The sequence below is a fragment of the Shewanella sp. 125m-7 genome (assembly GCF_052977045.1).
Genome location: NZ_JBRILQ010000042.1, coordinates 1 through 14,513 on the forward strand (window position 1 = coordinate 1; position 14,513 = coordinate 14,513).

Sequence of the window (14,513 nt, forward strand, 5' to 3'; positions counted from 1 at the left end):
CACCAAATGCCATGAATGTTCCTCATATTTTTGCCTATCTCATTATTTCTGTTTATCTTTTTGTGGGGATTCGTCAGACTCTGACCAAGCTGTATCGAAGGCCGATTTTGTAAGCCTAAGAGCCCTTGGTGCTCGGGTAAACGAGGGGCACTCTTGGATACCCCTGCTTATATTCCTCCGAAAAATGGCCTAACTCAACAAATCTTCAATGCTAGCTAATGTACAGACGCCGCTCATGATACAGATGGTTTAGGGTGTTGATAGTTTAGAGCAGAAAATAAAATGGGCACCTAAAAGGTGCCCATTTTTATGGTGTGCTATTGGTTAACCTTGATTAGTCAGCAGCATAACCATTGATTGGTAACCCTGACTATCTAGTCGTGCAACGCCATCGACCATTCCTAGTCTGCTTTGGCTGAACCACTTAACCACAAGTGGGTAAATGGCATACTCTTGTTCGTGAACTCGTTCAGCTAAGGTATCTGCTGTATCGTCTTCATAAACGAGAACTTTTGCTTGTAAGATCACAGGACCCTCATCAAGCTCTGGCGTCACAAAGTGTACGCTAGCGCCGTGCTCTGTATTCACCGTTATTCAGCCAATAAAATCAAGGGGAATCGTCTAGCTAACTTCAACAATATCACCTGGTTGCCAACTCTTATCAAACCAAGCTTCCATGGGGCCATAGAGGCGTAGTAAGATAAACCAGCCTTTATTGGGCACGGTTTGGATCCAGTTACTCTCTTTACCTTTAGGAGCCTCTGGGCCGAAGTAAATATCCACGGAGCCGTCGGCATTTTTGGTTAAATCATCACGCTGATTATTACGACTTGGGAATTTCTGCCCCGTCTGCAACTCTGAGCGAGTTTGGGTATCGTATGCCACTATCGACCAGAAATTTTTTGCTGGTACATTAGCAGGAATATTCAGCTTATAAGTCTTGCTGCCGGTCAAATACACTGAGTCTTTTGACTTATCCAGCATGGCATATTGCGAGCCCTTACCAATTAGCTTCAGTGCCATAGCAGGAGTATTGACCGTCGCCATATAGAAGAAATAAGTACGCGCGTCTAGATTACGGCCACCTTCCCCACCATCTATTAACCAGCGATAATCACCGCCAATAAACGCGGTTTTCCACAGTCTACCGGGATAAATATAGGTCGCTTTATCTCTTGGTTGGAACATCAACGCTCTTGCTGTTGCGTTACCGATGGCAACACCGTCAGTCAATAATGCTGTCATGTGTTCATCTGGCGCAAACGGCTTACCTTTTTGTAAACCAATACTCGCCATTAAACCTCTAAGCTCTGGATCGATAAACGACACGGGCTCCTTTTCTAGCACTAACTCGATCTCTTTAAAAAAATGGAAATCATTGGCATGAATGGTATTAAACTCTAAGCCACTACCTGACTTAAACACCATCTTAGGCGGATTGCTCTTTTTAGCCAAAGGGTAGATTTTAAGATCTTGCTTAAAAGCTTGAACCGCATGCTCTGTCTTGCCCTCTTTTAAAAAGCCTCTGGCAATAAACCAATTGGTATAGCTCGTTGACTCAGAAACAAAATACCCTTTTGGCACCTCACCTTGATAACCAGGAGGCAAAATCAAATACTTTCCGCCTTTACCTTTGTCAGGGCCAACAATGCCCATATCCGTTACATATCGAAAAAAGGCATCATTAACCGTGGTTGGGCCCATTCCAACCGGCACCTCCACCACGGTCGGACCATCACGTTCCAGATCTAAAAAGGCTGATGCATAAACGGTATCTGTATTGCCCGTCAAAAACAGAGGATTTGAATCCATCAACTTATTAAATAACAATACTTGATTGGACTGTGTGATCCCAAGGCTATTATGGCCAATTCTTAACGCCTCTAATGACGCCATAGGGATCGCATTTAGAAATGTTTCAGTGGCACGAATGGTATTTAAGTTGTCATACAGCTTTCGGCTGGTTTCAACGGTGGGCGCACCATCATGAAATTCCAAAGTACCAATACTAGAATCGACCTTATTAGGCGTCATAATACTTGCCGGAATGGGATTGTTATAACCTGGAGTTGGCTTGTCTGCCGCAACCAAATGCGTAGAGAATCCAAAAAGTACTGTCACTAAGGAGACTAATGTAAGCGACCTTTCCTTGACTTGTATTTTCATCGTGTTCCTTATATTCATATTTATAAGACTGTTTACTAAACTCTTTATTAAAGCCGTCTTTATAAAACTACGGAAGCGATAAACATTGGTCAACTAGAAGTTGTTATCTTTCTACTCTATTTATATTGATATTTTAATCAATCGAGTATAGCCAGGCTTGAACAAGCAGCTCCTAACCTAGACCTCCTCATGACATCAACAATGGCAATTCGTCACGAGTCCTTTCATTAGCGAATTGACATGTAAAATCTTTCTCTAAATAACGACTAAAAAGCATTGTTTTTCCACTCCAATTAGCATTAGATAAAGATCAGTTATTCGGCAAACTAATGTGAAGTAAGAGAGTCTGATGAAAAATATTATTTGCGACATTGATGGAGTGTTACTGCACAACAATCAGCTTATTCCCGGTAGTGATAAGTTTATTCACCGCATACTTGAACAAGGTAACCCCTTAGTCATCCTCACCAACTATCCGGTCCAAACGGGTAAAGATTTACAAAATCGTCTCGGCTCTGCGGGACTAAATATACCTGAAGAGTGCTTTTACACGTCGGCAATGGCCACCGCGGATTTTCTTAAGCACCAAGAAGGCACTAAAGCGTTCGTTATTGGCGAAGGTGCATTAACCCACGAGCTGTATAAAGCCGGTTTTACCATCACCGACATTAACCCAGACTTTGTTATCGTTGGTGAAACCCGTTCTTATAACTGGGACATGATCCATAAAGCCGCAAAATTTGTCAGTGAAGGGGCGCGTTTTATCGCAACCAATCCAGACACTCATGGCCCCTCTTTTAGTCCGGCTTGCGGCGCATTATGTGCCCCTATTGAGCGTATAAGTGGTAAAAAACCGTTTTATGTGGGTAAGCCTAGCTCTTGGATCATTCGCTCAGCACTTAACCACATTGGTGGCCACTCAGAAAACACGGTGATTATCGGCGACAATATGCGCACTGATATTCTTGCGGGCTTTCAAGCTGGACTTGAAACAATCCTAGTCACCAGTGGCGTCAGCTCACTGGCTGATATTGAGAAAGAGCCATTTAGACCAAATCATATTTTTGATTGTGCTGGTGACATCGACGTTATTTAACCTGAACTCAGAGTCAAATATAGAGGGTTACACTGGTTTTTTAAACACAAGCAGACCAAGGCGCTAATCCTCTATGCCTCAAATCCCCCCCACTATTAGCGCTCGCTTTTAGTGCAATATTAAGTAACATTTTAGCTGTCAGATTATTACATATGCCTCTTGCCATACAGAGCGCCTTTCCCCCATCATGTTTGTTAATGAAGTAAAAAGTCTAAAGCAACAATAATAATAGGACCTCTACATGCGTTCAGTTTTATCCATTTGCGCACTCGCCATTCTTAGTGCCTGCAGTCAGCACCCAAGCAATGTTAATAAAGCCATTGAAGTGACATTCGATGAAAGTCGTTTTCGCCAAGATATCAAAACGTTGGCCTCTGACGAATTTGAAGGCCGTGCGCCAACCACCAAAGGTGAGCAGCTTACATTAGAGTATTTAAGCGATGCCTTTGCAAACATGGGGCTACAAAAGCCTAATGGTAAAGATTACCTGCAAGCTGTACCTATGGTGACTTACACCGCATCAGAGCAACAGACTATTCGCTTTGGTGATTTACCACTAACACACCGCCAAGATGTGGTTGTAGGTAGTCGCCATGACGTTACCAATGTCGATATCAACAATGCCCCGCTCGTTTTTGTCGGTTATGGCATCAATGCACCAGAGTATCGTTGGAATGACTATCAAGACTTGAACATGAGCGGCAAAATAGCGGTAATTTTAGTTAATGATCCCGGTTTTGCATTACCGGACTCAGGTAAATTTAACGGTAAAGCCATGACCTATTATGGTCGCTGGAGTTACAAGTTTGAAGAGGCTAGCCGCCAAGGTGCGCTTGGCGCCATCATCATTCATGATACTAAACCCGCCTCTTACCCTTGGTCTGTTGTAGAAAACAGCTGGACAGGCGCCCAACAAGACCTCGTACGCAGCGAACAAGAACAAAAGCAGCGCATCGAAGTCGAAGGTTGGATAACTTATGATGTGGCTAACCAACTATTCAATAAATCTGGCTTATCTCTTAAGACAGTGTCAGATAGAGCAGCAGCTAGCCCGATAAACTTGCCATTAAACCAAACCGCGTCAATTGCGTTTGAAAATCAAGCCCAATACGCCAATAGTTATAATGTAGTGGCAACGTTACCTGGCAATAGCCGCCCTAATGAGCATATTATGTTTAGCGCTCATTGGGATCATATTGGTATCGATGCCAGCAAAGAAGGTGACCAGATCTACAACGGTGCGCTCGACAATGCCTCAGGCACTGCAGGGATCCTTGAAATTGCGCGTCAATTTGCCAAACAAGCTAAAAATGGTAATCCTCTAGCCCGCTCTGTCACCTTTGTAGCAACAACGGGTGAAGAGCAAGGTCTACTCGGTTCACGATATTACGCATCAAGTCCTGTATATCCACTAGATAAAACTGTTGCAGTCTTTAATCTAGACAGCACCAATATTTATGGCCGTACAAGCGATTACACTATCGTTGGCAAAGGTAAGTCTGAACTAGAAAACTACCTTATCGATGCCTTAAAAACTCAAAATCGTACTGCTAAAAGAGAGACATACCCTGAGTCCGGCGGTTTTTTCCGCTCTGATCACTTCAGCTTTGCCAAAGAAGGTGTACCCGCCGTTTTCGCTGGCGGCGGCAGTCAGCCAATAGATGATGCCACTGCGCAATATAAAGCGGCAATGAAACTCAAAATGAATGGTTGCTACCACAATGTCTGCGATGAATATCGTGAAGACTGGGATCTTTCCGGCGCCCTGGAAGACCTCGCTATTTATTACCAAGCGGCTACAGCGTTAGGTAATAATAATGATTGGCCAGGATACTTTAAAGGGACTGAATTTAATGCCCTACGCCCTGCGAGTGAGCAGATGCAACAAGCGAGTAAGTAACTGTGATCCATGAATAATGCGAATATTGTATCAAGGTGCATTTGCTCAAGCGTGCACTCAATGATGAGTCGTTTTACTAGAAAGCATGGTCAACGTTAAACAGATATAAACCAGCAGTAAGCACTGCCACTACAATATTTTAGGGCCATAATAACTTTGGATTCGATTAATAGCTTGGCCTTTATGCAGACAAGTTATACACAATTTTTATCGCTTTGATAATTTCCAACCGGCCGACTTGCCACCCACTTGTCGGCTTTTTTTTGACTTAGCTTTTATCACTCACTGATACCGATTGGGGTCAACTATCTTTATCACTTCCACATCTTGTTTATTTTTCAGCCAAAAAATGGCTATTTACCAGCAAATTTTACCGTTCTATCTTTAATTTACTGCCATTACGAATTCTGTAACTCGCCCTGCCTACACCAGCGCTCATTTATTAAAAGCTCAAACAAATCACAAAATAATTGATGAATATTCATTTTGTTGGATTTAAGGAGTGATTTTGACACGGTGAAAAGGGGTTTTTACGGATAAATCATCAAAAAGAGATTTGAATTATTGAGCTTTCAATGGCAGATTAATACTCAATTGAGTTTAAAACAGATTTTTTGGAGTGACCTATGTGTTCAATTTTTGCCATTTTAGATATTCAATCCGACGCTAGCCCGCTACGTCAAGTCGCTCTAGAGATGTCTAAGTTACTGCGTCATCGAGGTCCAGATTGGTCGGGAATTTACAGCAGTGACAAAGCGATTTTAGCCCATGAGCGTTTAGCGATTGTTGACATCGAACATGGTGCGCAGCCACTACTAAGTCAGGATGAATCAATCGTATTAGCCGTTAACGGTGAGATCTACAACCACAAAGAATTGAAAGCTGAATTAGGCGATAAATATAGCTACCAAACCAACTCCGATTGCGAAGTGATTTTGGCACTATATCAAGAATACGGCACAGAATTTTTAGACAAACTAAACGGTATTTTTGCCTTTGTGCTTTATGACAAAACTAAAGACAGCTATTTAGTTGGACGCGATCATATGGGGATCATTCCGCTCTACACTGGCCGCGATGCTGAAGGAAACTTATATGTCGCCTCAGAAATGAAAGCCCTTATGCCTGTATGTAAAACAGTACAAACTTTTAGTCCAGGTCATTACCTTTCAAGTGAACAAGGCGAGCTGACTCAGTATTACCAGCGTGACTGGCGTGATTTTTCCGCTGTGCAAGACAACCCAGCCAGTGCAGAAGATGTACGTGATGCCCTAGAAGCAGCCGTAAAGCGTCAATTAATGTCAGATGTGCCTTATGGCGTATTACTGTCAGGCGGTCTTGATTCATCGGTGATTTCAGCAATCACCCAAACCTATGCTAAGCGCCGTATCGAAGACGACGGTGAAAGTAGCGCATGGTGGCCGCAACTTCATTCATTTGCAGTCGGTCTTGAAGGCGCACCGGATTTAATTGCAGCCAAGAAAGTCGCCGATGCAATCGGTACGATTCATCACGAAATAACCTTTACTTTTCAAGATGGTATCGATGCAATTAAAGATGTCATTTACCATTTAGAAACATATGATGTCACCACTATCCGTGCGGCAACACCAATGTATTTAATGGCGCGTAAGATTAAAGCCATGGGCATTAAAATGGTATTGTCGGGCGAAGGTGCTGACGAATTGTTTGGTGGCTATTTGTACTTCCACAAAGCGCCTAACGCACAAGCATTCCACGAAGAGCTAGTACGTAAGCTGGACAAGTTACACCTCTTTGATTGTCTTCGCGCTAACAAAGCTATGGCAGCTTGGGGCTTAGAAGCCCGCGTACCTTTCTTAGACAAAGAGTTTATGGACGTGGCTATGCGCACAAACCCAGAGGCCAAAATGTCTAAAAATGGTAAGATTGAAAAGCACATTTTACGTGAAGCCTTTGAGCACAAGTTACCGAAAGAAGTCGCTTGGCGTCAAAAAGAGCAGTTCAGTGATGGCGTAGGTTACTCTTGGATTGATGGCCTTAAGGAGCATGCGGCAAAGAAAGTTGACGATCTACAGTTAGCAAATGCTAAGTTTAGATTCCCGTACAACACGCCTGAAACTAAAGAAGCGTACTTTTACCGTACTTTCTTTGAAGAGCTGTTCCCACTACCAAGCGCTGCAGAAACCGTTCCAGGTGGTAAGTCAGTTGCATGTTCTACACCTGAAGCATTGGCTTGGGACGAAAGCTTACAAGGTATTATCGACCCATCGGGCCGCGCGGTGCAATCTGTACACGACAGCGCTTACTAATACCAATCAGTATAAACTGATTGTCACTACAATAAAGCCACTCATTTGAGTGGCTTTATGCTTTGCACTTTACCTATTAAATTAATTTAACGCTTTAAAGTAATGCTGCTGATTAATATCCACAACTTCAATCGTCACACTGTTTACCGCTGCGCTAATAAGGGCTATTGCGTCATAAACACGTTCGATAAGTAGCGCCTTTTGCTCATCGGTTCGCCCCGGCATAATAGCAATGTTAAGGTGAATGAATTGCCCGTCAACGTCATCTCCTACTTGGAAAAAGTCACAAGGATAAGCACGCGTTTTGATGGCTTTTGCTTCAAATAATTCCGCTTCAATTAGGCCTCTATGACTTGCTGTCACTAATGCCTCAATCGATAGCACTTCGGCTAATGGTGCGGAATATTCAATAGTACAATGTGGCATATGCTGCTCTTTTTGTTCTTAGGGCAATGGTGAAAGAATGGCGTATGCTTACTCAGACCAGACAGCATATTCATTGCCATTAGTGTCAAGGAAGTGAAAACGGCGCCCACCAGGAAAAGTGAAAATTGATTGACTGATCAGCCCACCTGCATCAATCACCTTTGTTTGCGAATCTTCTAGGCTACGAGAATAAATCACGATAAGAGGACAACCAGAAGCAATAGTGAATGCCTTTTCACAGGCAAAGAAACCGCCTGTTATGCCTGCATCAACAAAACAGCTATATTCGGGGCCATAATCAACAAACTCCCAGCCAAACACTTGATTAAAGAAAGCCTTCGTCTTATTGATCTCTTTTACCGGGATCTCAAGATAGTTAATACTATTGTGCTGCATATGCCACTCCTGTGAATGCTTATGCCATGATTAGTCGCTCTATATTTACTAACTCTGTACTTACAAGCACTCTGGTAAATAGAAGCGTAACTCAGTAAATAACGCCTTAATGATTAGAACACATCCAGCTTAAAATCACAGCAGCTAAAGCGAGTAATATACTTCACGATTAACCAATAAAAAGGGACTGATACTAATCAGTATCAGCCCCCTACTTTAGAGCTTCAGTCTAACGCTTTAATCTAAAAAATTAATTTATCGCTTTGCTAGTGATGTTAGCTTATTTAGACCTGGATCAGCGCTGCGGCTAAACCAATTAAGCCACCAAAAACACCACCCCACACGACAAGCCAGCCAAGATGCTCACGGATCATCTCTTGTATGATCTCTTTAACCAGTTGTGGCGTTAACTCATCGAGTCTTTGACTAACAATCTCTTCCACCTTGGCGCGCATATCCGCAATCATATTGGGCTGCTCTAGCTCTTCTTTTACTAATGCGTAAAAATCATCGCTCTGAGCGATATCACTCAAGGAGCTTTTCATTTTCTCAATAAAAGGTTCACGTAGCGGCATAATCGCATCAGTACCACCAAACATGGCTAGCATACCGCCTAAAGACGATTGCGCCACGGTACTCACAAGCGCATCAAACGCCGGCGACAAATCAATTTTCTCAATAACAGGTTGCAAATTTAGCTGCTTTTCAACTCCCCCCTCACCAGACAGAAAACGATCGATATTCTCTTCGGTAAAGAACTGCTTCATCATTAAGTGCGCGATAGCCGCTTTAAACTCTTCAAAACGCGAAGGTATAACGCCTGAGCCGTATAATCCTGGAACCTTTTCAAACAACATGTGAATAGCCAACCAGTTGGTCACAGCACCAGAAAGTGCAAACAGGCCAACCGTTAACACAATCGGTAAAGCAAATAGATAGCCGACAGCAACAAAAATAGCCGCAATCAAATTGGTGATAACACTCTTATTCAAGCTAATTCCCCAAAGCAAGATAAAAAACGCGTTATGGTATCAATCAAGAAAGACCTGAGGCAATAGCTATAATCACGCATATTTGATCTCGTTCCTTTACTGGCGCCTTAATTCAAGTCCCCTGCAAAATCAATAAACATAAGTTGCACTGCCGACTAAAGAACAGAAACCGGCTCCTGTAACATATTTATTCGTACGTTAATAAAAACGTTAGATTTAAAAAAAACATTATGATGCAGGGATCATTTACACGATAATGAAGCTAAAATTAGTAGCGTGAGTTTCGATTCATTAACAATTATACCCAAGTTAACTCAAGATGCAGGATTCAGAGTGATCTCAGCGTGTTTAATTCAAGGAAAATGAGTGCTGGAATGGCATTCCCTTTTAAACTTATTTGACACAGAAGTAGATACGCTGAGTCACTCCCGAAGGGCGAGTTTTATTGGCTTCTACTCTGCGTTGCCGATTTTTAACGTAGAGCGACTATGCTTACAAATCTGCGCCTTGATTAGCAGCCAATAAATTCTCGCTGAAACGAGCATCTTGAAGTAGCTTGGGTATATACTTACGTATGATTTTTGTTAGTGCAATAAACACTCTGCCACAAAATTAAATCGACAAAGGTCTGTATGTCTTTTATCAAACAATCATTTCAAACTCTGCTGAATGGCTACCGTCAGCGCCCAAAATATCAGCGTTTACTCATCATAGTGACCGCCATTTATTTTACCTTTACTGCAATACTAGGCTTATTAGTACCCTATATTGTGGTTAAGCAAGTACCCGAGCAGTTATCTTCGTTGCTACAGCGCCCGGTTACTCTTGAAAACGTCAAGATAAACCCGTTCACTCTTGAAGTCGCCATCGACAAATTCGAGTTACAAGAGACAGATAACAAACCCTTTGTTGGCTTTTCACAATTAAGCTTTGAGTACCAATTTTGGGATTCGGTTTTTAATACCGCTTTCAGTATTGCTCATGTCACCTTAACAGCGCCAGTAATCAACGTTGAGCGGCTTAATACACCAAAAACATTACGCTTTAATTTTTCAGATATTATTGAAACATTAGCAAATCGTCCTAAAGATAAAAGCCACCAGGAGCCGACAACGTCAGCTGGGATCCCGCACTTTATCCTCACAAACTTAGCGATTGTGAATGCTGATCTAAATTTTACAGATAACCTTACCCATAGCCAATTGCACTACCCTGAATTAAATCTCAATATTAAGTATTTTGATTCTAATCATGCGATTACTTCGTCACTTAACAACCTTGAGCTTGAACAAAAAACCAACCACTATTCAATTCATGTTGTCGGTCGTAACGGCGGTGAAATTACCACTCAGGGACTAGTACAATTATCTCCCTTAAATATTGTTGGCGATGTACAACTGACCAATATCCAACTGCCACAATTTTGGTCTTTTATCTCAGCGCAGTTTACCCCCCAATTAACCTCCGGAAAATTGAGTTTATCAAGTCATTATCAGCTACAAATGCAAGAGACTAAACTTCAGTTCACCACCGACCAAGGTATGCTGAAGTTGGCTGACATCAACTTTGAATATCAAAACCAATCAATTATAAAACTGCCCGTCATTGCCCTTAGAGGTATCGAGTTTAACCTTAAGCAGAGATCGGTAACGGCAGAAACCCTCGATACCCAGGGGCTAGTGCTTAACGCTAAATTGAACAAAAATGGCATTAATCTGGCAACAATTTTTAGCCCTATCAATGCAACGCCCAATGATGCTTCGGCAGTAAAAACTAACCAAGATAAGACTGTAATATCAGCCAATCAGGCCCAAACGACTAAGAGCAGCTGGACTGCCATACTTAAAGGCATCAAGCTTAAAGATTACCAAGTGAATCTAAGCGAGCAATTAGTCACTCAAAATACCTTATGGAAAATAGATAATATAGAGCTGACTACCGGAGCCATAAACGCCGATCTCGCCTCGCCGATTGACTACCAATTATCACTCAACGTGAATCAACAGGGACTATTTGCATCAAGCGGTCATGTCGATGCACTAAAACAGTTAGTGAACGCTAAAGTTTCAGTCACCAATTTTGCACTGCCACAAATACAAAACTACCTAAAACCTTATGTCAATATTGAGCTCAAGCAAGGTAAATTTAGCACTGAGGGAAACTTTAGCTTTAATGCCCAAACTCAACAGCTAGGCTATACGGGCAGTTTAGGGGTCAATGACTTACTGATTAAAGATACGCTACAGAAAAAAGACTTAATAAAGTGGAAAAGCTTAGAGGTTAATCACTTAGCATTCGATAAAAATGCTAACAGTATCAATATCGATCATGTCGCGCTAAATCAGCCTTATGGTCGTATTATTATTGCTAAAGATAAGAGTACCAACATAGGTGATTTGCTTGTAGTACAAACGGCTGCTGATCCTGAAAACGAAACTGAAACCGTGACTCAAGATAAGGCCGTCATAGCCAGTGTTTCAACTAAGCAAGGTCATGAACAAGCAAAACCTAGCAAGCCACTGGCATTAACCATCAACAAAATCAGCTTTAAAGAGGGTTCTACCTTTTTCGCCGATAATTCGTTGACGCCTAACTTTGCAGCAAGTATCGAATATTTAGATGGCAATATCAGTAAATTGTCTTCAAACAGTGAGCAAACAGCAACTGTAGATATTAAAGGTAAGATTGATCGCTACGCGCCTGTTAGCTTAAAGGGGGATATCAACCCACTACTTAAGCAACCTTATTTGGATCTTGCCCTTAACTTCAAACATGTCGAGCTTACCTCGATTAGCCCCTATTCTGGTACTTATGCAGGTTATTACATTGATAAAGGCCTGTTGTCATTAGCGCTTAACTATCGACTCGATAATAGCCAATTAGTCGGAGAGAATCATTTAGTCATCGACCAATTAAAGCTCGGAAAACCTAGCGACAGTAGCCTTGCTACCACCTTGCCTGTGACTTTAGCCATTGCACTCTTGCAAAATAGACACGGCGTGATTGATTTAGGCCTTAAAGTATCTGGTGATGTTGACGACCCAAGCTTTAGCATCGGCAGCATAGTCATGACCGCTTTTACCAATGTGATCACTAAAGCGGTAACGGCTCCCTTTACTTTGCTGGCAGGTTTGCTTGATTCTGATGAAGAAAAACTGGATAAAGTCAGTTTTGCCGCCGGTAACGCGATCCTCGATGACAGCCAACAAACCAAACTTAATAAGTTGGCCCAAGGTTTAATTGATAGACCTATGTTAACCCTCAGCATTAAAGGTGGCGTTAACATGCTTGAAGATAGCAAAGCACTCAGAGAGCACCAACTTAAGGCTAAGCTAGCTCAAACAGCAAAACTGGATATCACGACGTTGCCGGCCGACTTATCACCCAGTCATTTCCCAACAACGGGGCCACTTTCAGATGCGCTAATAAAGCTCTATGAAACTGAGCTTGCTAGCTCAGCACAAGCAGTAAAAGACAAAATCGAAGCTGAGCATAAGGGTGAGAACAAACTTAATGAAACGCAGCTTACACAACGCTGGCATATTGCACTGTATAACTTTGTACTCAGCGCACAGCGGCTGCCTGATGCAGCACTTGGACATTTAGCACAACAACGCGCGATTGCGGTTAAAACCTTCTTAATTGCACACGAGAAGATTGAACCACAAAGAATATTTTTACTCGACAGCCAAGTGGATCTCAGCACAGGTTCAAGCCAGGCAACACTGACATTAGGCGCTAACTAAGACTTAACATTGGGCTCTCAGTATAAAAAGCACGCTTTTTAGCGTGCTTTTTATTGCTTTGTTGCTCGTTAGCTACTCAACATTAATCGCTCTCAGCTAACCAAATCACTTACCTTTAAAACCTAGCGCAAATAAGTTACCGTTCAGAGAAGCGTCTGGTGAATAAACTCGCGAGGCCCGAATGTGATTGCTTGTACTAATTACTTATAGGGTACTTGCTACTGCTGACATATAAAAACAAAGGACTGAACCGATGAAACTCGCCCTATTGAGTGATCCAAATACTGAAAACGGCCAAGCAGCAATAAAAGCAATACTGTCATCAATAGCAAGAACCGATAAACATCCCCCGCTAACAATTGGCTATATCGCTTCAGAGCCCGATCCTCAAAGAGAGTACTTTTTACAAACTCAGCTAATGTATCAAGCACTCGGGGCACAGTTATCCGTTTATCTTGAATTAGAATCTGGCTTTTCCCCGAGCAGTCTCGAGGCGCTGTTAAACTGCAATGCCATTCATCTCTCTGGCGGTGATACCTATCGTTTCTTAAAGGCAATGCAACAGCAAAAACTATTACCCATTTTGCGCCAATATGCAGTCAATGGTGGTGCACTCATTGGCGTTAGCGCAGGTGCGATGCTCATGACTCCAAGTATTGAAAGCGCTGCACTTTGCGGCGACATCAATCATTGTCAGCTTACAGATTTTACAGCGCTCAACTTAGTGGACTTTATGTTTGCGCCCCACATCAGCCCTGTGCGGCTTGAAAGCAAGTCATTTCAACAACAGCTTTCAGCATTTAGTCAGCAGATCTGTTTATGTCCGGACGATGCCAGCCTAGTAATGATTTCCGGAGCGATAAAAGAGATAGGCCATTGCCATTGGTCAAAGTCATCTAAATGAAAGCAGATCTTTAATCAGGACTTTCAACCCTGTAACGCTTGAGTTAAAATCTTCGCGAATAACAATACATCAGAGGTAGTTAATGTTTATCATTCGTTGGGTATTAGGACGTATCATCCTGTTTTTAAACTTTGTTTTTTCACCTAAAAAACTAAAGCGTCCACAAGAAGAACAACAACAAATCGACAACGTAACCAGTAACATGACTATTTACGAATATAAGGCGTGCCCGTTTTGCGTTAAAGTTCGCCGCTCATTACGTCGTCAAGGCTTAAACATCGTCACACTCGATGCCAAGCAAGAGCCACATAAGAGCACCTTGCTAAACGAAGGTGGAAAGCTACAGGTTCCTTGCATGAAGATTGAAGAAAATGGTCAGTCGACTTGGATGTATGAGTCTTCAGCAATCATTGGTTTTCTCGATAAGAAATTTGCTTAATCAGCAGAGCTAGGCTTTTATCCTATAAGGATAGACTGCTCGTAAGTCGGACATTTCAAGACGAAGCAAAAGGCAGCATATTAATGCTGCCTTTTTCATATTAATTTCTCTCAAGACTGAACAGTCTCGTTCAACCTCAAGTAAATCATTCCTATCG

10 protein-coding genes and 1 pseudogene are annotated in these 14,513 nt (G+C 42.3%); 6 read left to right on the forward strand and 5 right to left on the reverse strand.

The features are described from left to right. Positions 1-334: 334 nt before the first annotated feature. Both purN and ACVBIL_RS16740 read right to left on the reverse strand, forming a co-directional pair. A pseudogene (purN, locus tag ACVBIL_RS16735) lies at positions 335-585 on the reverse strand (phosphoribosylglycinamide formyltransferase); the annotation flags it as partial. Positions 586-621: 36 nt separating this feature from the next. Then, positions 622-2,166, reverse strand: coding sequence for a DUF1254 domain-containing protein (locus tag ACVBIL_RS16740; RefSeq protein WP_447168089.1), 1,545 nt, complete (start codon positions 2,164-2,166; stop codon positions 622-624). A gap of 349 nt (positions 2,167-2,515) precedes the next feature. On the opposite strand from ACVBIL_RS16740, the gene ACVBIL_RS16745 reads away from it, so the two are divergent. The 3 genes from ACVBIL_RS16745 to asnB all read left to right on the forward strand — a co-directional run bounded on the left by ACVBIL_RS16745 (position 2,516) and on the right by asnB (position 7,453). Further along, positions 2,516-3,262: an HAD-IIA family hydrolase gene (locus tag ACVBIL_RS16745; protein WP_447168090.1), complete on the forward strand. Its 747-nt coding sequence runs from the start codon at positions 2,516-2,518 to the stop codon at positions 3,260-3,262. Between the two features lie 241 nt (positions 3,263-3,503). Continuing rightward, entirely contained in the window at positions 3,504-5,162 is a 1,659-nt protein-coding gene (locus ACVBIL_RS16750) for a M28 family metallopeptidase (protein WP_447168091.1), read from the forward strand. A gap of 626 nt (positions 5,163-5,788) precedes the next feature. Further along, on the forward strand, positions 5,789-7,453 hold the full coding sequence (gene asnB / locus ACVBIL_RS16755; protein ID WP_447168092.1) for an asparagine synthase B: 1,665 nt from the start codon (positions 5,789-5,791) through the stop codon (positions 7,451-7,453). An 81-nt stretch (positions 7,454-7,534) separates the two neighbouring features. On the opposite strand, the gene ACVBIL_RS16760 is transcribed toward asnB, so the two are convergent. The 3 genes from ACVBIL_RS16760 to ACVBIL_RS16770 all read right to left on the reverse strand — a co-directional run bounded on the left by ACVBIL_RS16760 (position 7,535) and on the right by ACVBIL_RS16770 (position 9,267). Further along, positions 7,535-7,879 carry a 5-carboxymethyl-2-hydroxymuconate Delta-isomerase gene (locus ACVBIL_RS16760; RefSeq protein ID WP_447168093.1) on the reverse strand — a complete coding sequence of 115 codons (345 nt, stop codon included), beginning with the start codon at positions 7,877-7,879 and terminating at the stop codon, positions 7,535-7,537. Positions 7,880-7,927: 48 nt separating this feature from the next. Continuing rightward, complete coding sequence (locus ACVBIL_RS16765) at positions 7,928-8,275, reverse strand: VOC family protein (protein ID WP_447168094.1); 348 nt, start codon at positions 8,273-8,275, stop codon at positions 7,928-7,930. Between the two features lie 284 nt (positions 8,276-8,559). Next, on the reverse strand, positions 8,560-9,267 hold the full coding sequence (locus ACVBIL_RS16770; RefSeq protein ID WP_447168095.1) for a DUF445 domain-containing protein: 708 nt from the start codon (positions 9,265-9,267) through the stop codon (positions 8,560-8,562). 632 nt (positions 9,268-9,899) lie between these two features. On the opposite strand from ACVBIL_RS16770, the gene ACVBIL_RS16775 reads away from it, so the two are divergent. The 3 genes from ACVBIL_RS16775 to ACVBIL_RS16785 all read left to right on the forward strand — a co-directional run bounded on the left by ACVBIL_RS16775 (position 9,900) and on the right by ACVBIL_RS16785 (position 14,356). Further along, entirely contained in the window at positions 9,900-13,013 is a 3,114-nt protein-coding gene (locus ACVBIL_RS16775; RefSeq protein ID WP_447168096.1) for a DUF748 domain-containing protein, read from the forward strand. 253 nt (positions 13,014-13,266) lie between these two features. Then, complete coding sequence (locus tag ACVBIL_RS16780; RefSeq protein WP_447168097.1) at positions 13,267-13,917, forward strand: Type 1 glutamine amidotransferase-like domain-containing protein; 651 nt, start codon at positions 13,267-13,269, stop codon at positions 13,915-13,917. Between the two features lie 82 nt (positions 13,918-13,999). Continuing rightward, complete coding sequence (locus tag ACVBIL_RS16785) at positions 14,000-14,356, forward strand: glutathione S-transferase N-terminal domain-containing protein (protein ID WP_447168098.1); 357 nt, start codon at positions 14,000-14,002, stop codon at positions 14,354-14,356. Positions 14,357-14,513 lie beyond the last annotated feature (157 nt).